The organism is Micromonospora sp. NPDC007230 (assembly GCF_042869115.1).
Classification (GTDB): domain Bacteria; phylum Actinomycetota; class Actinomycetes; order Mycobacteriales; family Micromonosporaceae; genus Micromonospora.
In genome coordinates, this window is the sequence record NZ_JBIAFE010000017.1 from 75,648 (window position 1) to 94,420 (window position 18,773).

19 protein-coding genes, 1 tRNA gene and 1 pseudogene are annotated in these 18,773 nt (G+C 73.9%); 12 read left to right on the forward strand and 9 right to left on the reverse strand.

Translation table 11 applies throughout. From position 1 onward, the window contains the following. Positions 1 to 267: 267 nt before the first annotated feature. The gene (locus tag ACFYML_RS23175; protein ID WP_387280113.1) at positions 268 to 480 is read left to right on the forward strand and encodes a hypothetical protein; all 213 of its coding nucleotides are present in this window, start codon (positions 268 to 270) and stop codon (positions 478 to 480) included. Here the strand turns inward: ACFYML_RS23175 and ACFYML_RS23180 are convergent. Continuing rightward, positions 447 to 1,169: a phosphodiesterase gene (locus tag ACFYML_RS23180; protein WP_387422636.1), complete on the reverse strand. Its 723-nt coding sequence runs from the start codon at positions 1,167 to 1,169 to the stop codon at positions 447 to 449. The genes ACFYML_RS23175 and ACFYML_RS23180 overlap by 34 nt on opposite strands. Positions 1,170 to 1,249: 80 nt before the next feature. On the opposite strand from ACFYML_RS23180, the gene ACFYML_RS23185 reads away from it, so the two are divergent. The 7 genes from ACFYML_RS23185 (at position 1,250) to ACFYML_RS23215 (ending at position 8,907) form a co-directional block, all read left to right on the forward strand. Next, positions 1,250 to 2,548, forward strand: coding sequence for a M16 family metallopeptidase (locus ACFYML_RS23185; protein WP_387422637.1), 1,299 nt, complete (start codon positions 1,250 to 1,252; stop codon positions 2,546 to 2,548). Then, positions 2,545 to 3,891, forward strand: a complete 1,347-nt coding sequence (locus tag ACFYML_RS23190; RefSeq protein ID WP_387422638.1) for a M16 family metallopeptidase — start codon at positions 2,545 to 2,547, stop codon at positions 3,889 to 3,891. The genes ACFYML_RS23185 and ACFYML_RS23190 overlap by 4 nt, the downstream gene beginning before the upstream one ends. Positions 3,892 to 4,124: 233 nt before the next feature. Further along, positions 4,125 to 5,150, forward strand: coding sequence for an aspartate-semialdehyde dehydrogenase (locus ACFYML_RS23195; RefSeq protein WP_387422639.1), 1,026 nt, complete (start codon positions 4,125 to 4,127; stop codon positions 5,148 to 5,150). 89 nt (positions 5,151 to 5,239) lie between these two features. Then, positions 5,240 to 5,680: a PPOX class F420-dependent oxidoreductase gene (locus ACFYML_RS23200; protein WP_387422640.1), complete on the forward strand. Its 441-nt coding sequence runs from the start codon at positions 5,240 to 5,242 to the stop codon at positions 5,678 to 5,680. 167 nt (positions 5,681 to 5,847) lie between these two features. Further along, positions 5,848 to 6,264, forward strand: coding sequence for a CBS domain-containing protein (locus ACFYML_RS23205; protein WP_073836006.1), 417 nt, complete (start codon positions 5,848 to 5,850; stop codon positions 6,262 to 6,264). Between the two features lie 208 nt (positions 6,265 to 6,472). Then, positions 6,473 to 6,844, forward strand: coding sequence for an SCP2 sterol-binding domain-containing protein (locus ACFYML_RS23210; RefSeq protein WP_387422703.1), 372 nt, complete (start codon positions 6,473 to 6,475; stop codon positions 6,842 to 6,844). Then, positions 6,844 to 8,907, forward strand: a complete 2,064-nt coding sequence (locus ACFYML_RS23215) for a glycogen debranching N-terminal domain-containing protein (protein ID WP_387422642.1) — start codon at positions 6,844 to 6,846, stop codon at positions 8,905 to 8,907. The genes ACFYML_RS23210 and ACFYML_RS23215 overlap by 1 nt, the downstream gene beginning before the upstream one ends. An 84-nt stretch (positions 8,908 to 8,991) precedes the next feature. On the opposite strand, the gene ACFYML_RS23220 is transcribed toward ACFYML_RS23215, so the two are convergent. Next, positions 8,992 to 9,639, reverse strand: a complete 648-nt coding sequence (locus ACFYML_RS23220; protein ID WP_387422643.1) for an alpha/beta hydrolase — start codon at positions 9,637 to 9,639, stop codon at positions 8,992 to 8,994. 123 nt (positions 9,640 to 9,762) lie between these two features. On the opposite strand from ACFYML_RS23220, the gene ACFYML_RS23225 reads away from it, so the two are divergent. After that, the gene (locus ACFYML_RS23225) at positions 9,763 to 10,512 is read left to right on the forward strand and encodes a lysophospholipid acyltransferase family protein (RefSeq protein ID WP_387422644.1); all 750 of its coding nucleotides are present in this window, start codon (positions 9,763 to 9,765) and stop codon (positions 10,510 to 10,512) included. A gap of 52 nt (positions 10,513 to 10,564) precedes the next feature. Here the strand turns inward: ACFYML_RS23225 and ACFYML_RS23230 are convergent, their stop codons facing one another. From ACFYML_RS23230 to ACFYML_RS23250, 5 genes and pseudogenes are all read right to left on the reverse strand, one after another. Beyond that, entirely contained in the window at positions 10,565 to 11,308 is a 744-nt protein-coding gene (locus ACFYML_RS23230; protein ID WP_387422704.1) for a hypothetical protein, read from the reverse strand. A gap of 73 nt (positions 11,309 to 11,381) precedes the next feature. Continuing rightward, a complete protein-coding gene (locus ACFYML_RS23235) occupies positions 11,382 to 12,098 on the reverse strand; it encodes a response regulator (protein ID WP_387422645.1) in 717 nt (238 codons plus the stop codon). Beyond that, positions 12,068 to 13,311 (reverse strand): annotated as a pseudogene (locus tag ACFYML_RS23240) (hypothetical protein). Before ACFYML_RS23240 ends, ACFYML_RS23235 begins: the two are co-directional and overlap by 31 nt. A gap of 43 nt (positions 13,312 to 13,354) precedes the next feature. Further along, complete coding sequence (locus ACFYML_RS23245) at positions 13,355 to 14,533, reverse strand: sensor histidine kinase (protein ID WP_387422646.1); 1,179 nt, start codon at positions 14,531 to 14,533, stop codon at positions 13,355 to 13,357. A gap of 248 nt (positions 14,534 to 14,781) precedes the next feature. Beyond that, on the reverse strand, positions 14,782 to 15,582 hold the full coding sequence (locus ACFYML_RS23250; protein WP_387422647.1) for a class I SAM-dependent methyltransferase: 801 nt from the start codon (positions 15,580 to 15,582) through the stop codon (positions 14,782 to 14,784). Between the two features lie 9 nt (positions 15,583 to 15,591). Here ACFYML_RS23250 and ACFYML_RS23255 point away from each other — a divergent pair, with 9 nt between their 5' ends. Next, the gene (locus ACFYML_RS23255) at positions 15,592 to 15,762 is read left to right on the forward strand and encodes a hypothetical protein (RefSeq protein ID WP_387422648.1); all 171 of its coding nucleotides are present in this window, start codon (positions 15,592 to 15,594) and stop codon (positions 15,760 to 15,762) included. A 329-nt stretch (positions 15,763 to 16,091) separates the two neighbouring features. Here ACFYML_RS23255 and ACFYML_RS23260 read toward each other — a convergent pair whose 3' ends face one another. Then, entirely contained in the window at positions 16,092 to 16,862 is a 771-nt protein-coding gene (locus ACFYML_RS23260) for a suppressor of fused domain protein (protein WP_387422705.1), read from the reverse strand. A 100-nt stretch (positions 16,863 to 16,962) separates the two neighbouring features. Here ACFYML_RS23260 and ACFYML_RS23265 point away from each other — a divergent pair, with 100 nt between their 5' ends. Continuing rightward, entirely contained in the window at positions 16,963 to 17,694 is a 732-nt protein-coding gene (locus ACFYML_RS23265) for an ALF repeat-containing protein (protein ID WP_387422649.1), read from the forward strand. 510 nt (positions 17,695 to 18,204) lie between these two features. Then, positions 18,205 to 18,567 carry a hypothetical protein gene (locus tag ACFYML_RS23270; protein WP_387422650.1) on the forward strand — a complete coding sequence of 121 codons (363 nt, stop codon included), beginning with the start codon at positions 18,205 to 18,207 and terminating at the stop codon, positions 18,565 to 18,567. Positions 18,568 to 18,641: 74 nt separating this feature from the next. Here the strand turns inward: ACFYML_RS23270 and ACFYML_RS23275 are convergent. Beyond that, positions 18,642 to 18,717 (reverse strand) — tRNA-Arg (locus ACFYML_RS23275). Between the last annotated feature and the right edge of the window lie 56 nt (positions 18,718 to 18,773).

The window sequence follows — 18,773 nt, forward strand, 5'->3', positions numbered from 1 at the left end:
GTACCCGACGCGACGGGCTGGGCTCACTCCGTCGTCGGCACGGCCCCGCCCCGCGTTCAACTTCATCTATGGTGCCGAGGGTGCGACAAGCGTCCGGCGGGGCCATCAGCGCCACGCGGCGACCCGACGGAACGATTTCCTCGGCGTACCGGATCCTGGGAAAGCGGAACCGGAACCGCGCTACCTGGCCGACGACCGCGACACCCGGTGCGCCCGAACGAGGTCCGTGGCCCGTTCCGCTGCGCACCCGCGGGGTATGGGGACAGCATGAGCCACCAGCAGAACGACCAGGAGCGGATCGAGTCCCGCGCCCACCTCCTGCCGGAGGAGGCGGCGGTGGGCAGCGAGGACCCCGAGGCCCAGGCCGACGCGATCCTCGCCGAATCGGACATCCGGGAGGATCGAAACGTCGCCCAGGACGCCACCCTGGAGCGCCGGACGTCGGATCAGACCGTGACCCCGAGCGAGCCCCCGGACTGAGCGGACGCGCCCCGGGCTCGGCGGGAGCCGCGGTAGGTGGTGTCGCGCAGCCAGGCGAGCAGCCCCTCCGCCCGCAGGCCCGCCGGCAGGTTGCCGATCGGATCGAAGGCCAGCGCGGCGTCCTCCCGGGCGCCGCGCCGGCCGTCGAGGCAGACCTGCCCGAACGGCCGCCACGGCCCGACCGTCGAGGCCACCGCCAGCACCAGCCGTGGCGCGTCCGGGCCCGCCGCCGACGAGACCTCGGCGAGGCTGCGGCCCAGCTCCGGCGAGTCCGGGTCGGCCAGCGCGGCCACCAGGAGCCGGCACCGGCCGGCCCGGAAGGGCAGGATCGAGCTGTACGTCCCGGTGAAGCGCCGCCGGGGCAGCGGCAGTCGGCGCAGCACCGGCGGGGCGGCGCTGGAACTCATCAGCAGATCCACCGGCGGTTCCGGGTCCCGGTGCAGCCGCACGCCCAGCCCCAGCACGTCCGGCCAGCTCCCCGGCGTGGCGACCCCCTTCGACAGCCGGACCGTGCCCCGCCACCGTCTGGGCCGGTCGAAGAGCGGGACCCCGGTCGGCGGACCGGGCGTACCCCAGATCATCACCTCGGCGGAGAAGGTGCGGCCGGCGGGATGCAGCAGCCGGGCCCGCCGGCGGCGGGCCAGCGCGGCGGCGGCACGTTCGGTGGCGGTGGATGCGGGGTCGGGCATTCCCCGGGGATACCCCGCCGCGCGGCGAGGATGCTCCCGCCCGTCCCCTTTCCGCCCGCGAGATCGGATAGCGTCGTGCCATGCCCGACAGCGGTTACCCCTGGCCGATCGAGACGACCCGACTGGACAACGGCCTGCGCGTGGTGGTGAGCGAGGACCGCACCGCACCCGCGATCGCCGTGAACCTCTGGTACGACGTGGGCTCCCGGCACGAGCCGGCGGGCCAGACCGGCTTCGCCCACCTCTTCGAGCACCTGATGTTCGAGGGCTCGGTGAACGTGGCGAAGACCGAGCACATGAAGCTCATCCAGGGGTCCGGCGGTTCGCTGAACGCCACCACCAACCCGGACCGGACCAACTACTTCGAGACGGTCCCGGCCGAGCACCTCGAGCTGGCGCTCTGGCTGGAGGCCGACCGGATGGGCGGCCTGGTGCCGGCGCTGACCCAGGAGACGCTGGACAACCAGCGCGAGGTGGTCAAGAACGAGCGCCGCCAGCGGTACGAGAACGTTCCGTACGGCGACGCGTGGCTGCGCCTGCTGCCGCTGCTCTACCCGCCGGGGCACCCGTACCACCACGCCACGATCGGGTCGATGGCCGACCTCAACGCCGCCGGCCTGCCCACCTTCCAGGCGTTCCATCAGACCTACTACGCGCCGAACAACGCGGTGCTCACCGTGGTCGGCGACACCACGGCGGCCGAGGTGTTCGCGCTGGCCGACAAGTACTTCGGCGCCATCCCGCCGCGCGCCGACATCCCCGCCGCGCCGGACGGACGCACCGTGCCGACGGCCGGGCGGCCGGCCGTGGAGACGGTCACCGCCGACGTCCCCGCTCCCCGGGTGTACGTGGCGCACCGCACCCAGCCGTTCGGCACCCCCGGCTACGACGTCGCCACGGTGCTCGCCACCGTCCTCGGCAGCGGCCGGGGCAGCCGGCTCTACCAGCGCCTCGCCGACGGGGAGCGGATCGCCCAGCCGGATCTGGTCGGGGCGTACGGGGTGGACCTGGCCCACGCTCCCGCCCCGCTGATCGCCACCGCCACCGCCCGTCCCGGGGTCACCGTCGAGCGGCTGCGCGACGGGCTGGCGGAGGTGGTCGACGAGCTGGCGACGGTGCCCGTGACCGCCACCGAGCTGGACCGGGCCAAGGCGCTGCTGAGCACCATGTGGTGGCGGCAGATGTCCACGGTGGAGGGCCGGGCGGACACGCTGGGCCGGTACGCCACCCAGTTCGGCGACCCGGCGAAGGCCGGCGAGCGGCTGCCGGGGTGGCTCGCCGTCACCGCCGAGCAGATCGCCGAACAGGCCGCCGAGCTGCTCCGTACCGAACACGACCGGGTGACCCTGTGCTACGTGCCGGAGGAGAAGACCGCATGACGCTGATCACCGAACGTCCCGGGCCGGGCGCCGCCCGCCCGTACCGGTTCCCGCAGGTGGTGCGCCGGGCCGTCGCCGGCGGGCAGGTCGTCGCCGCGCACCTGCCCGGGCAGAGCCTCGCGGTCGCGCTGCTGCTCCTCGACGCCGGCGCCGGCCGGGAGCCGGTCGGCAAGGAGGGGCTGGGCGCGGTGCTCGCCAAGGCCCTGGAGGAGGGCACCGCGCAGCGGGACGCCACCGCGTACGCGCTGGCCGTCGAGGCGCTCGGCACCGAGTTGGTGACCGCGCTGGACTGGGACTCCTTCCAGGTCAGCGTGCAGGTGCCGGTCGATCGGCTGAGCGCCGCCGTGGAACTGCTCGCCGAGGCGGTCCGGACGCCGAAGCTCGACCCGGCCGACGTGCTGCGGGTCCGCGACGACGAGGCGACCGCGCTGCGGATGGACTGGGCCAACCCCGGCCCCCGGGCGGACGCGGTGCTGCGCGGCGACATCTTCGGCACAGACAACCGCTGGGGTCGCCCGATGTACGGCGACCCGGACAGCGTGGCCGCGCTGGACGTGGACGACGTGACGGTCTTCCACTCCGAGTGGTTCATCCGCCCGGGCACCCTGGTCATCGCCGGAGACCTGGACCGGATCGACCTGGACGCGCTGGGCGCGACGGCGTTCGCGGGCGCCGGGGGCGGGCCGGTGGAGAAGGGCGGCCCGGTCGAGGTGCCGCGGCACGACCGGCGGCGGATCATCCTGGTCGACCGCCCCGGCTCGGTGCAGTCCACGCTCCGCCTCGGGCACCCGTCCCCGCACCGCGCCCACCCGGACCACGTGCCGATGTCGCTCGCCGGCACGGTGCTGGGTGGGGCCTTCACCTCCCGGCTGAACCATCTGCTGCGCGAGGTGCACGGCTACACCTACGGCATCCGGGGCGACTTCGCCTCGTCCCGCCGGTTCGGCCGGTTCGCGATCAGCTCCGGGGTGCAGACCGCGGTGACCGCGCCGGCGCTGGTCGAGGCGGTCGGCGAGGTGTCCCGGACCCGGTCGGAGGGAGTGACCGAGGACGAGCTCACGGTGGCCCGCTTCTGGCGGGCCGGCCAGCTCTCGGTCGAGCTGCAGACCCCGCGGGCCATCGCCTCGGCGCTGACCACCCTGGTGGTGCACGACCTGCCGGACGACTACCACGCCCGGCTGCGCGAGTCGCTGCTCGCCGCCGACGTGGAGCAGGTCTCGGCGGCGGCCACGGCGCACCTGCACCCGGATTCGCTCACCCTGGTCGTGGAGGGCGACGCGGCGATCATCCGGGACGAGTTGGTCGCCAGCGGGCTCGGCGAGGTCGTCGACCACACCCCCTGACCGCCCGCGGGGTGTGATTCCGGTCGCGTCCGGCCGCCGACCCCGGGCGGGCGGGGGTGCGGATGCTCCGGCCGGGTGGGCCGACGGCGGGTGATCTTCCGGGACGAGCGGTCCCGGAGCGCCGTCGTTGCAGGTCCTGGCGGCTGCCGTCCGGCGAGGGCGGGGCCGGCCGCCGGCCCGCGCGGTGGGAAAGCCTTCCCGGTCCGGCCGCCCGGCTGGGTAGCCTCGCGGGCATGAGGATCGGCATTGTGGGGGCCACCGGCCAGGTCGGTGGCGTGATGCGGCAGGTGCTGGCGGAGCGCGAGTTCCCGGCGGAGCAGGTGCGGTTGTTCGCCTCGGCGCGGTCGGCCGGGCGGACCCTGCCCTGGCGGGACGGCGAGGTCACCGTCGAGGACGCGGCCACCGCGGACTACCGGGGGCTGGACATCGCGCTCTTCTCGGCGGGCAAGGGCACCGCCCGCGAGCTGGCCCCCCGGGTCGCCGACGCCGGCGCGGTCGTCATCGACAACTCCTCGGCGTTCCGGATGGACCCCGAGGTGCCGCTGGTGGTCGCCGAAGTCAACCCGCACGCCATCGCCGACCGGCCGAAGGGCATCGTGGCCAACCCGAACTGCACCACCATGGCCGCCATGCCGGTGCTGCGCCCGCTGCACCAGGCGGCCGAGCTGGTCAGCCTGGTCGTGGCGACGTACCAGGCGGTCTCCGGCGCCGGCCTGGCCGGCGTGGCGGAGCTGGACGAGCAGGTCCGCAAGGTGGCCGAGGACGCCGCCGGGCTCACCTTCGACGGCGCGGCCGTCGAGTTCCCCGCGCCGCGCTCGTTCGCCCGCCCGATCGCCTTCAACGTGCTCCCGCTGGCCGGTTCGATCGTCGACGACGGCTCCTTCGAGACCGACGAGGAGCAGAAGCTGCGCAACGAGAGCCGCAAGATCCTGGAGATCCCGGGGCTGAAGGTCTCCGGCACCTGCGTCCGGGTCCCGGTCTTCACCGGACACTCGCTCCAGATCAACGCCCGCTTCGCCCGGCCGATCACTCCGGCCCGCGCCCGGGAGCTGCTCGCCGGCGCGCCGGGGGTGGCCCTGTCGGACGTGCCCACCCCGCTGCAGGCGGCCGGCCAGGACCCGACGTACGTCGGGCGGATCCGGGCCGACGAGACCGTCGAGCACGGGCTGGCGCTCTTCTGCTCCAACGACAACCTGCGCAAGGGCGCCGCGCTCAACGCCGTACAGCTCGCCGAGCTGGTCGCCGCCGAGCGGCGCTGAGCCGGCCGGCCCGGCCGGGCGTCGGGCGCGCCGGCCGGGAATGCGGTGAGATGGGGGTCGACCGCGACCAGTCGACCCGGGAGGCCCCCATGGCGGACGAGCAGACCCAGCAGGCCCTGACCGATCTCCTCGCGAGCCGCCGGATCGGGGTGCTCGCCACCATCAAGCGGGACGGCCGGCCCCAGCTGTCCAACGTGGTCCACTCCCTCGACCGGGACCAGGGCGTGATCCGGATCTCGGTGACCGACGACCGGGCGAAGACCGCCAACCTGCGTCGGGACCCCCGGGCCAGCTTCCAGGTCAGCAGCGGGGACGGCTGGGCGTACGCGGTGGCGGAGGCACGGGCCGAGCTGACCCCGGTGGCCCAGCGGCCGGACGATCCCACCGTCGAGGAACTGGTCGGGCTGTACCGGGCGGTGCAGGGCGAACACCCGGACTGGGACGACTTCCGGCGCGCCATGGTCGCCGAGCGCCGCCTCGTGCTGCGGCTGCATGTCGAGCGGGTCTACGGCGCGCCCCCGCGCGCCTGACCACGCGTCCGCCGCGCCCCTGGCCTCCCGTCGCCCCCGGCCCGGCGTTCTTCGGCCGGTCCAGGACCGGCTGCCACGACCTGCGCTCGCACCACCACCGAGCGGGGCGCGTTACCCGGCCCGCGGCGGCGGGTAGACCGCGGTGCCGACACCGAGAGGGGAGCACCATGACAACGGTCGGAGAGTTCATGACGACCCGGTTGGTGACGATGGACGGCGACGACACCCTGACCGCGGCGGCGCAGGAGATGCGCGACAGCGCCATCGGCGACGTGGTGGTGACCGATGGTGACCGCGTGGTGGGTATCGTCACGGACCGGGACATCACGGTCCGGGGCGTCGCCGAGAACATGGACCCCGCCACGACCAGGCTCAACCAGATCACCAGCAAGGACGTGGTGACAGTGAGCCAGTACGACGACGCGGTGGCGGCCGCGGACCTGATGCGCACGTACGCCGTCCGGCGGCTGCCGGTGGTCGACGACGGCCGGCTGATCGGACTGGTGTCGATGGGTGACCTCGCCGTCGAGCGGGAGCCGCAGTCGGTGCTCGCCGACATCAGCGCCGACGAACCCAACAACTGATCCGTCCGCCGCGGCGACGCCGGCCCCCGGTTCCCGGGTGCCGGCGTTCGCGCGCCCAGGAAACCACCGCCGTCGCCTACCACTTCGACACCCCCGGCGTTCCGCCCGCGCGGCGTCGGCGGCTCACCCGAACCGGGCGAGATTGACCCCGTACCCGATGGGCACCCCTTCTCGGACGTCACACGCCGCGGACCGCGGGAGGAGTGAACTGGTGGACGCGACCACGAAGTTCTTCGAGGACCTGGACCGGCGGGGGTACGAACCCCTGCTGGCGAAGACCAGCGGCACGCTGCGCTTCGACCTGCACGAGGGGGCGCACACGACACACTGGCTGCTGCACATCGACCGGGGCAACCTCCGGGTCCGGCAGGAGGACCAGGAGGCGAACACGGTCGTGGGGACCGCGCCGCGACTCTTCGGCGAGTTGGTCAGCGGCCAGGAGAACGTCATCGCGGCGCTGCTGCGCGGCGACATGACCGTGCTGGGCGACCTGCGGCTGGTGTTGCAGGTCGAACGGATCTTTCCCGGCCCGCCGGACTCTCGCGGGCCGCATCACGCGTTCCAGAGGGGGGCTTTTTGATGGCGGGCACGGACACCGTCCGGATCCTGGACGGCAACACGTTCGTGGTGTCCGAGGACACCGGCGACATCGAGGCGACGCCGAGCGAGCCGACCGGCCTCTTCGCCATCGACACCCGTTTCCTCTCCAAGTGGGTGCTGACCGTCAACGGTGAGCGGCTCAACGCCCTGTCGTACGACGACCTCCAGTACTACGAGGCCCGGTTCTTCCTGGTGCCGGGCATGGCCACGCACTACATCGACGCGAAGTTGTCGATCATCCGGGAGCGGGCGGTGGGCGGCAGCTTCCGGGAGACGCTGACCATCCTCAACCACGACGAGAAACCGGTCGACCTGGAGATCCGGATCGACGCCGCGTCGGACTTCGCCGACCTGTTCCAGGTCAAGGACGAGATCCTGAACAAGAAGGGCGAGATCTACGCCCAGGCCGAGTCGGACCGGCTCCGGCTGGGCTACCGGCGAGGCAACTTCAAGCGAGAGACGGTCATCCAGTCCTCCCAGCCGGCCCGCTACGACCGGAACGGCCTCGCCTTCACCGTCCACCTGGAACCGAACGAGCAGTGGGACACCGGCATCGACGTACAGACCTTCGCGGTCGGCCCGGGCGGTCGGGACCTGCGGATGGGGCTGCGGACGCACGGCGTCGAGCGGCTGGCCCTGCAGCAGGACCTGGAGCAGTGGATCGCCAACGCACCGAAGGTGAACAGCGAGCACCGGGAGGTCTGCTCGACGTACCGGCGCAGTCTGATCGACTTGGCGGCGCTGCGCTTCTCGCCGTTGTCGCTCGGTGGGCAGACGCTGCCGGCCGCCGGCTTGCCCTGGTTCATGACCATGTTCGGCCGGGACAGCATCCTGACCTGCCTCCAGGTGCTGCCGTTCGCGCCGGAGCTGTCCAAGACCACGCTGCGGATCCTCGGGGCGCTGCAGGGCACCCGGTTCGACGACTTCCGGGACGAGGACCCGGGCCGGATCCTGCACGAGATGCGCTACGGCGAGACGGCCGCCTTCGAGGAGCAGCCGCACTCGCCCTACTACGGCTCGGTGGACGCGACGCCGCTGTTCGTGGTGCTGCTCGACGAGTACGAGAAGTGGACCGGCGACGTGGCGCTGGTCAAGGAGCTGGAACGGGAGTGCCGGGCGGCGCTGAAGTGGGTCGACGACTACGCCGACCTGGTGGGCAACGGCTACATCTGGTACGAGCGGCGCAACACCGACACCGGCCTGGAGAACCAGTGCTGGAAGGACTCGTGGGACTCCATCTCCTACCGGGACGGCACGCTGCCGCCGTTCCCGCGGGCCACCTGCGAGGTGCAGGGGTACGCGTACGACGCGAAGATGCGGGCCGCCCGGCTGGCCCGGGAGTTCTGGGACGACCCGGCGTACGCCGACCAGTTGGAGCGAGAGGCGGCGGAGCTCAGGGAGCGGTTCAACCGGGACTGGTGGGTGGCGGACGGCGAGTACTACGCCCTCGGGCTGGACCCGGACGGCCGGCACTGCGCGGTCCTCAGCTCCAACATCGGCCACCTGCTGTGGAGCGGCATCGTCGAGCCGGACCGGGCGAGGAAGATCGCCGACCACCTGCTCGGGCCGCGGCTCTTCTCCGGCTGGGGGGTGCGCACCCTGGCCGAGGGCGAGGTCCGCTACAACCCGATCGGCTATCACAACGGCACGATCTGGCCGTTCGACAACTCGTTCATCGCCTGGGGTCTGCGCCGGTACGGCTTCGCCGACGAGGCCGCCGTCATCGCCAACGGCATCCTCGAAGCGGCGCGGTACTTCGACGGCCGGCTGCCGGAGGCGTTCGGCGGCTATCCGCGGGACCTGACCAAGTTCCCCGTGGAGTATCCGACGGCGTGCAGCCCGCAGGCCTGGTCGACCGGGACCCCGCTGTTGCTGATCCGGACGATGCTCGGGCTGGAGCCGCACGAGGGGCACCTGTCGGTCGACCCGCGGCTGCCGGTCGGCATGGGGCGGATCGAGGTGCTGGACATCCCGGGCCGGTGGGGGAAGGTGGACGCCTTCGCCCGGGGCCGGGTCGACCTGCACCGGCTGGCCGCCCAGTAACGCGACCGTGGGGTGGTCGGCGGCGCCGCCGCGTGCTCAGTGGACGATGGCGGCGAGGTCGGGCATGCCCTGACGGTAGTCGGGTCAGGCGGGCGGCAGGACGGTGTCCAGGAACGCGGCGGTGACCGCCTGGATGTCCGGACGCGCCAGGTCGAGGGCGTGCCCGCCGTGGGTGATCCAGGTGTGCACCGGGTGCCCGGCGGCGAGCAGTTGCCCGGCCAGCGCAACCGACTGCGCGGCCGGCACCGACGCGTCCTCGCGCCCCTGCACCAGCAGCACCGGTACGCCGGACCCGAGGTGGGACGCGACCGCGGCGTCGACGGTGGCCGGGTCGCCCGCGGCGGGCGGGTGGCCGAGCAGGTCGGCCCACGGGTCGTCGTGGGCGCGCAGCCGCCGCCACTGCGGGTCCAGCGGGTCGACCGGCGCCCAGTACGCCAGCCCCGCCGCGACGTCGCCCGGCCGGTCCACTCCCCGCAGGGCGAGGTGCAGGGCGAGCATCCCGCCGGCCGAGTCGCCCCCGACCAGCAGCGGCAGCCCGTCCGCCGCGGCCCGGGCGGCCCGAGCCGCCGCGCGTACGTCGGCGAGCTGGGCCGGCCAGTGCGCCTCGGTCACGAACCGGTAGGCCGCCGCGACCACCCGGAGCCCGAGCGGGGCCAGGGCCGCGCCGTCCTCGTGGTAGCGGGCCCGCCAGCCGCCACCGTGGATCCAGAGCAGCACTCCGCGTTCGGTCATCCCGCCATGCTGGCCCCTCCAGGGGCCGGCCCGCGACCCGGCTCTGCCCACGGCAGAGCCCGCAGATCGGACCGCACGATCCGTTCCTACGGTTGCGTAACCTACTCGGGGTAAAGTCGACGGATGCCGGAGCTCGTGTACCCGCCCGTGATCGCCGCCGCCAAGACGATGTTCCGGGTCCTCGACCTGCGCCTGCGGGTGGAGGGCAGCCACCACGTGCCGCGCACCGGCGGGGCGGTGCTGGCCAGCAACCACGTCAGCTACCTGGACTTCATCTTCTGCGGGTACGGCGCACGCGACTCCGGCCGCCTGGTCCGGTTCATGGCCAAGGAGTCGGTCTTCCGGCACAAGGTCTCCGGGCCGCTCATGCGGGGCATGAAGCACATCCCGGTCAACCGGGCGGCCGGGGCCGGGTCGTACCAGACCGCGGTGTCCGCGCTGCGGCGCGGCGAGGTGGTCGGCGTCTTCCCGGAGGCGACCATCAGCCGCTCCTTCACCGTCAAAGAGCTCAAGAGCGGGGCCGCCCGGATGGCCCAGCAGGCCGCCGTGCCGCTGCTGCCGGTCGCACTCTGGGGCACCCAGCGGCTGTGGACCAAGGGCCGCCCGCGCACCCTCACCCGCCGGCACACCCCGATCAGCATCCTGGTGGGGGAGCCGATGGACCCGGCCGGCTACCCGGACGCCGCCACGATGACGGCCGAGCTGAAGAACCGGCTCAGCGCGCTGGTGGATCGGGCCCAGCGGGAGTACCCGGAGCAGCCGGCCGGCCCCGACGACGCCTGGTGGCAGCCGGCCCACCTCGGCGGCGCCGCCCCCACGCCCGAGGAGGCCGCCGCGCTGGACCGCCGAGGCCCTCGCGCTGCCACCTCCTGACCGCCGGCTGCGGGCCCGGGTCCGCCCCGACCGGCCCGCGCTGATCTGAGGGTCAGCAGGCGGAACCGGGCCGGCCCCGGGCCGGGGAGGCCGTCCGGGGCCAGGCCGCCGCCTCGGTCGCCGCCGGCCGGTAGTAGTCCTCCCGGGACAGAAACTCCACCGGCAGCGAACCGGGCAGGGTCAGCGAGCCCCGGGCCGGGCCGGGCGCGCCACCCACTCGGGTCAGCAGGGTGCCCCGTTCCGGCGGGGAGAGGTCCACCAGTTCGGGGTGCACCAGGCGGAACGCGGCCACCGCGCGGCGTACCTGGCGAGCCAGCGCGATGATCAGGGCGTCCGGGCCGGCCAGCGCGAGAGCCGGCTGCCGGATGGTGCGCAGCGCGTCGCAGACCACCAGCAGCTCGACCTCGTCGTCCGGGCCCTCGGCCAGCTCCAGCCGGGACGGCCACTGCCAGCGGATCTGGCCACTGACCAGACGGGACAGCCGGAGCGGACGCCGGTGCCGGGCACCTGTCCGGCCGTCCGGCCCCGGGGCCAAGGCCAGTTCGGAGCCGGTGCAGACATACGCGAGGCGCCGGTCCGTCACGGTGGCCGTCGCCGGCGCGGGCAGGCGCCAGGCGGGCGCGTTCTCGGTGGGACCGAGCAGCTGCCCGGCGATCCGCAGCCGGTGCTGCCCGAGCAGTTGCTCGCCCGGTTCGGGTACCAGCGCGTACCGCCGGTCGAGCGTGGGACGGGCGGGGTCCCCATCCGCGTCGAAGCGGTGCGGTCCGATGAAGAACGGTGCGGCGTCCTCCTGCACGGTCACGACCTTCCGGGGACGGTTGGCGGTACGTCGAGCCTGGCCCACGCCGTGGTGGCTGTCATGACAGCCGTTAGGGGGTCGGCCGGTCGGTGGACGCCTGTGACTGGTAGATGCCGATCTCTTCCGGCCGGACGAGGCCGTCCTCGATCGCCCGGGCGAGCAGCGCCGCCTTCGTGGCGGCCGGCCGGCCCGCCCGGGCGTACTTGATCCGCGCCCGGTCCACGTACTGCTTCACGGTGTGCTCGCTGATCCGCATCCGGCGGGCCACCGACGCCTTCGACATCGACTGAAACCACAGCAGCAGGGCCTCGCGCTCCTTGTCCGACAGGGCCGGCCGGTCCGGCCGGGGATCGCCCACCATGGCCCCGGCCAGCGCCGGCGGCACGTACGGGCGGTCGCTCGCCGCGGCCAGCACGGTCGCCACGCAGTGCTCGCGCCCCTCGTGCTTTGCCAGGAACGCGACCGCCCCCGCCTCCAGCGCGGCGAGCATGGTGTCCGGGTCGGTGTGCTGGGAGTAGACCACCACCCGCCGGCCGGCGGCGCTCAGCTCGGCGAGCTTGTCGAACGCCATCCGTCCGTGCAGCCGCAGGTCGAGCAGCACCACCTCAGCCTCCGGGGCGGCCCGCAGCACCGCGTCCGGGTCGTCCCCGCTGGCCAGTACGCGCAGCCGCGGCTCGCTGGCCAGCCAGGCGCGTACCCCGTCGATCACCACCGGGTGGTCGTCCACGATGGCCACGCCGATGGGCCGCCCGCCGGTCACGTCCGCCGCCACCGGGTCTGCGTCCATCTGATCTCCCCATCCCGCTCGTGCACGTGATCCACCGGCCCGTCCCCGTCCCCGTCCGCCTTTCGCGGACCGGTCGGGCCTGGCGGCCCGCTCGCGTCGGGCCCGTCGTGGTCGGGCGTGACCAGGCTGACCACCACCTCGTCCGGGCCGGTCACCACGGTAAGCCGGGCCCAGTCCCGGGCGTCGGCGAGCGCCGCGGCGAGCGGGTCGGCCAACCGCCGGCGTACCTTGACGGGCAGCTCCGGCGGGACGCCGACGGCGACCAGCTCGATCGGCAGGCCGTTCCGTTCGGCCAGGTCGGCGGCGGCGGCCAGCTCGTGCAGCAGCGGGTCGGGCACGTCGTCCGACTCGGCGATCAGCCGGCGCAGCCGGGCCGCGGCCAGCACGCAGCGGCGGCGTACCTCCGGGTCGGCCGGGTCGGCGTCGCCGGCGGCGAGGGCGGCCAGCACCTCCTCGGCGGTGCCGCTGGCCAGGACCAGCCGCGCTCGCCGCTCCGCCTGGGCCCGTTCCGCCGCCACCCGTTCCGCCGCCACCCGTTCCGCCGCCACCCGTTCCGCCGCCACCCGTTCCGCCGCCACCCGTTCCGCCGCCACCCGTTCCGCCTCGACCGCCAGCGCCGCCGCGGCCGTGCCGGCCCTGGCCTGGGCCAGGGCGGCGAGCGCGACGCCACCGACGAAGACCGCGACGGGCAGCGACGACACGCCGTAGACGTACATCGCGTAGCGGGCCAGGTCGGCCGGGGCGGTGGCGCCGGAACCGAGCAGCGCGGCGAGGGCGATCACCGCGTGCGCGCCGAGCAGCGCCAGCAGCCACCGGACCGGCCGTCGCCAGAGCACCAGCGGGAAGAACCAGACCAGGCCGCCCCACGCCCAGTTCGCCGCGGCGAACAACTGCCCGCCGCCGACCGCCGCGAAGACCGCCACGTCGACCACCAGCAACACCGCCGCCAGCCGCCGGGCGGGCGGCAGGCCACCGCGCAGCAGGCGTACGCCGGCCACCACCCGACCGCCGCGGTCACCAGCCAGCCGGCGGCGACCACGGCCGAGGCGGTGGGTGAGGACCCGGCGCCGGGCAGCGCCGGCAGGTCGATCGCCAGGTGCCAGGCGAGCGCGATGGTGACCGCCGCGATCCGGGCGGCCCGGTCGGAGGCACTCGCCACCGCGATCGCCGCCCCCGCGGCATCGGGTGGGGCCGGAGCGCCCGGGGCCGGGATCGGCGCGAGGCGGTCGACCGGCCCGACCGCGCGCGCGTCGAGGTCAGTGCTCACCGGTCCACTCCAGCCGGATCCGGGTGCCCGCACCAGGGCCGGAGGTCACCTCGGCGTGCCCGCCGACGGTCGCCATGCGACCGTGGACCGACTCGCGCAGCCCGTACCGATGGGCCGGGACCGTGGCCGGGTCGAAGCCCGGACCGTCGTCGGTCACCTCGACCACGACGGTGTCGGCGTCCCGGGCCAGCCGCAGCGCGGCGGACGCGCCCGGCGCGTGCCGGACCACGTTGGCCAGCGCGGCGGCGGCGCTGTCGGCGAGGGCCTCGGCGACCTCCGGCGGCACCGCGCACGGGGTCAGCGCCGCGGACAGCGGCAGCTCGGGCAGCCGGGCGACGACCGCCCGCAGCCGGTCGTCCAGCGCCACCACGCCGGCCGGCGGCGCCGACCGCGCGCCCGCCAGGGCGGCGAGGGTACGCAGGTCCGCCGCGCACCGCTCGCGCAGCGCGGCCGACGGGCCGGAAACCGCGCCGAGCCCCACCATGGTCAGCGTGGCGAGGGCGGTGTCGTGCAGGTCCCGGTTCTGTCGCCGCTCGGCCTCGCGCGTGGAGCGCGCCATCACCGCGTCCCGGGCCAGCCGCTGGTAGTCGGCGAAGGCGGCGTCGGCGCGCCCGATCCGGCGCCGCACCACCGCGATCAGCACCGCCGTGAGGCCGGTCTGCACCAGCAACGTGGTCGCGTGTGCCTGCGCCTCCACCGGATTGCCCGCTGCGGTCGCGCCGGCCGCGTAGCCGGCGGTGACCAGCAGGCTGGCCGGAACCGACCAGCGGGCCGGGGCGGTGACCTGCGCGTTGATCACGGTGGTGCTGGCCAGCACCGCGACCCAGCTCACCTCGCCGGGCAGCACCTCCGGCGCCACCAGCCACGGGATCGCCAGCCCGGCCGCCGCCGAGAGCGCGACATCGCCGGCCACCAGCCCGGCGGTGATCCGGTGCCGCAGCGCGCGGACGGCGTACCAGACGGACCAGCCGGTCAGCACGGCGATCGCCGGCACCAGCAGCGCCACCCGGACCGGCGGGGTGCGGACCGCCAGGGCCACCACCGCGCAGGCCAGGCCACAGGTCAGCCGGAGCAGCGCCGGCAGGGTGGTGAAGACGACGGTGAACGCGCCGCCGGCCGGCCGGTCCAGCGGGCTCGGTGGCGAGGTCGTGGCGGCAACGACCGGCATGGGGGAGGGTGTCCTTCCGGCAGCGACCCGGTCGGTCCGGGCGGCCTAGATCGACGCCGGAGAATAACATGCCAGACGGCAACTGGTCACCCTCCGTACGTGGCGCGTCGCCGTCGCCGTCGTCGGCCGGTGCCGTCCGCCACATCGGCGATGCGGCGGTGTGCCGGGTGGTCTGTTCCCGCCATCTCGGTGATGTGGCGCCCCGCCGGGAGGCGGATCCCGCCGCGTCGGCGACCTGGTCGGCCGGGTCAGACCGACGCGACCGCCAGCAGGTGCGCGCTGGCGCCGAGCACCGCCGGATCCCGCTCGAACGTCTCCGCGCAGGCCATCGCGTCGGCGAAGAGCCGGTCCTCCGGGCCGGTGTCCATTGCGTTCAGCAACGGCCAGAGTGGACCCTCCAGTCCGTACAGCCGGGGTGTCGGCAGCGCGGCCGCGGTGAACTCGTCGACCACCTGTTCCGGCCGGTGGAAGTAGGCGGTGGTGAAGCCCGTCTCCGGGTCGTTCACGCCGGTGGCGTACGCCCCGAGCAGGCGCGATCGGGTGTGTTCGTCCGCCCGCCCCTGCGCGGTCAGGTCGATCAGGGCCGCGTTGCGGCTGATCACCGCCGCGACGACCGGCCCACCGGGCCGGGTGAGCCGCGCCGCCTCGCGCAGCGCGGCCACCCGGTCCGCGCGCTCGGTCAGGTGATAGAGCGGGCCGAGCAGCAGCGTCACGTCGACCGCGTCGTCGGGCAACGGCAGGTCGCGGGCGTCGCCCACGGTCGCCGTGAGCTCCGGGTACGCCGCCCGCGCGGCGGCCACGTGCGCCGGCACCAGGTCGACCAGATGCACCCGGTGACCGGCCGCCGCGAGCCAGCCCGCGTACGCGCCGGGGCCGCCGCCCACGTCGAGCACGGCGGCCGGTGGCGGTGGGAGCAGCCGGGCCAGCAACTCCCGGGTCCGCCTCGCCTCCAGGCGTCCCTGCGGCGTACGGTCCAACCGCTCCGCCTCGGCGAAGACCTCGGTGTAGTAGCGCTGGATGTCCGGCTCGGCCGGGCGATGCTGCGGCATCCGTCGATCGTGGCCGACGGCGTCGAACTGGTCATCCGGGTTTCCGGTGACGCGATGCCGCTCACGCCGGGGCTGTCGCCCGTCGCCGTCCGTCCGGTCGTGGCGCCCGTCGGTGACGGTGTGACATTCGGCCGGCAGCCGGCGCTGAGGGCACGGAACGATCGCATGAGATTCAGCTGATCCATGACGCCGGGCCGGCAACACCCCCCATCGCCCGCCCGGCGTCGACACCGCGGCCCGCTCGGCCGACCCGCCCCCCTGGGTCGACCACCGGGTCGCGATCCGCGCCGGAGCCGGCGCGGCGAGGCGGCGGCCCGTCCCGTGGCCGCCGCCTCACCCACTCCCGATGCCAGGTCAACGCCGGCTCCCAGGCTCGGTGTCACCGCCACTTCCCACCCGGGTTCCCGCCGGTCGCGCCGCCACCGCGGCGACGGTCGGAGGAGGAGCGAGCCGCCCACCTGGCGGCGGGCCCCAGGCGTACCTCTTCGCCCGCCGGCCCTGAGGCCGGCTCAGCCGACCTCGGCGACGACGTTGCCGTCCTGGTCGCGGATCCGGGACCGGACGATCTCGACGGTGAGCTCCGACGCGCCCGCCAGGTGATGGCTACCCGCCACCGGGCGCAGCACCTCGGTCAACTCGTCGAGCACGGCTGGCGGGAGCTGGACCTCCAGCATGCCGCCGCCCACGTCGCGGACGGTGGCCTGTGCACCGGGGCGGAATTCGACACCGCCGTCGCGTGCCGCGACCACCAGGCTGCGGCCGAACGGCAGCCGAGCGTTCAGGACTCGGCCGATCCGGGCCGCGGCGTTGGCCCCGAAGGTCAGCGTGGTTCGCTTCGTCCGCGCCCAGCCACTGCGCTCCGTACGCCAGCCGGCCTCCGCCACGAAGAGGCCGCCGGTGGCGGAGCCCTCGCGCCGGGCACCCTCCTCGATCGCGGCGGCGACGGCGGGGTCGTCGGTCAGGCTGCCCCGGTCCAGGTCGGTGACCAGCAGCGGCAGCTTCGGAGCGAGCGTTTCCAGCAACCGTTCGGCGTGCCAGCGTTCGATCGCCGCGTACTCGTCGATGGTCAGCCCGACCACCTGGAGAAACCGCACACGTCCGTGCGGGGTGTCGATGGCACCGAGTTCCGGGTCCTCGGCGAACACGGCCGCTCGGACTCGGGTCTCCGGCGATGCCTCGGAGATCGGGCCGTTCAGGTCGAGGTGGTGCCCCGGGGCGAAGGGGTTGCCGGAGGTGAACACGTAGCGGGCGAGGTTCTGGAGGAAGTTCAGCGCCCAGATCGGCGGGTCGTCCTCGGCCGGTCACGGATGGGGCAACGACTTGGCGTGAGCGACGGGTAATATCTCCACGTTTTGGCCTGCAGCGGGGAGGAAGATCCACATGCGATGGAAGCTACCGGCCGGCGTCCTAATGGCGCTGGCCTTCCTGGTTCCGGCTGCGCCGGCGATGGCTCAAACCGAACCGCCCGTGCTGAACGAGGCCTGCCAAACGGTCGAGCGCAAGGTGTACAAGGATATCCGCGAGCTTCTTACCATCGACCTGGATACCGCCACCAATGTAGAGGTGCGCGTGTTGGCCAACCAGATCCTGGCTGCGGCGAAGGCCGACTCGTTGCCCGTTCTGCCTGACGCCATCCAGGAGCGCCTGGACGGCACCGCGGATGATCTGCGCGCATTCCTCAAGGCGGACGTGCAGAACGCTTGGTCAACGGCTCTGCGGGTCACGGTGGTCCGGACGTTGACGGGCGCTGGTGCCAACGTGAAGGCGGCCGCGCAGAAGGCGCTTGATGAGGGGACCGTCGATGCCTACCTGGCTTACCTGAACAACGGCCTGTACGCCGCACGTGCGCTCGACTGCGCGTCTCAGCCCGCACCGACAGCAACGTCTCAGCCCACGCCGACACCGAGCACCACGCCCAGCGCCACGACGACCATTGCACCGGCTCCTGCTTCCTCCGCCAGCCTGGGCGCCCCCGGCGGCGGCGAGGGCGGTGGGCTGCCCGTCACCGGTGACGACACCGCGACTGTGGCCGGCATCGGCGGAGCGCTTCTGCTCCTCGGCGGCGCTGGCTACCTGATCGGACGCCGACGCCGTTCCCGCTTCGTGGCATAGCCCGCTCGACGCGCCCGGCTCGATGCTTCGTCGGGCTGGGCGCGTTCGGCGCTGTGCTTGGCGCGGTTCGTCGCGGCCGGAGGTCACCAGCAGGCCGGGGCCGGGCCGGTGCGGCCCGCTTGCGGGCCGCCTTGATCTCGGCTGGGGCGAGGGCAAGCGGTCGCGGAAGTGGGTCTACGGCAAGACGGAGCGGGAAGTGCTCGGCAAGCTGGCTGACCTTCGCCGCCGCCAGGAGCAGGGGCAGAACCTTGGGGCTGCGCCTCGGACGGTCGGGGAGTGGCTGGATGAGAGGTTGCGACTGAAGGAGCGCGACGGAACCCGGCCGTCAACGTTGCAGGGCTACCGAAAGATCATCGAGAACCGCGTCCGACCGACTCTCGACAGGCTTCCCCAATAGCCATCCGCCGGCTGCTGGCAGAGAAGACGGACGCGGGTCTGTCGCCCAGAACAGTCCGCCACATCCACAGCCTGATCCGGAACTCCCTCGCGGATGCGGAGCGGGACGAGCTGGTGCACCGCAACGCCGCGAAGTCCGTCCGTCCGCCGGCCATGCGCCAGGTTGAGCGCCGCGCCCTGGGCGTGGACGAGGCCAAGCGGCTGCTCGACGTGCTGCGGGGTCATGGCCTTGAAGCGCTCTGCGTCTGTGCTCTGGCGGTCGGGCTTCGTCGCGGGGAGCTGCTCGGGCTGGCCTGGACTGGCTGCGGCTGCATGACCTGCGGCACGTTCCTGCTCGTCTCCGGTGCCTCACCTCGGACGGTGATGAAGGTGCTCGGTCACAGCCAGATCGGGCTGACCATGAACACCTACGTACACATCCTGCCCGAGATCGAGCGGGCCGCCGTGGACGAGGCCGCGAAGCGCCTCTTCGGCTGACTTACGAATGGCTGTACGGGGGCCGTGGTGACCGAGTGGGCCGGGAACGACAGGCCGTTGACCTGGGCTTGCGGTGGTGCGCCCGGCAGGATTCGAACCTGCGGCCTTGGGATTAGAAGTCCCCTGCTCTATCCGCTGAGCTACGGGCGCGCGTCGACGTGTCGCGCCAAGAGGGTACCGCCGTCGCTGGGTCTGCCGGAGGAACG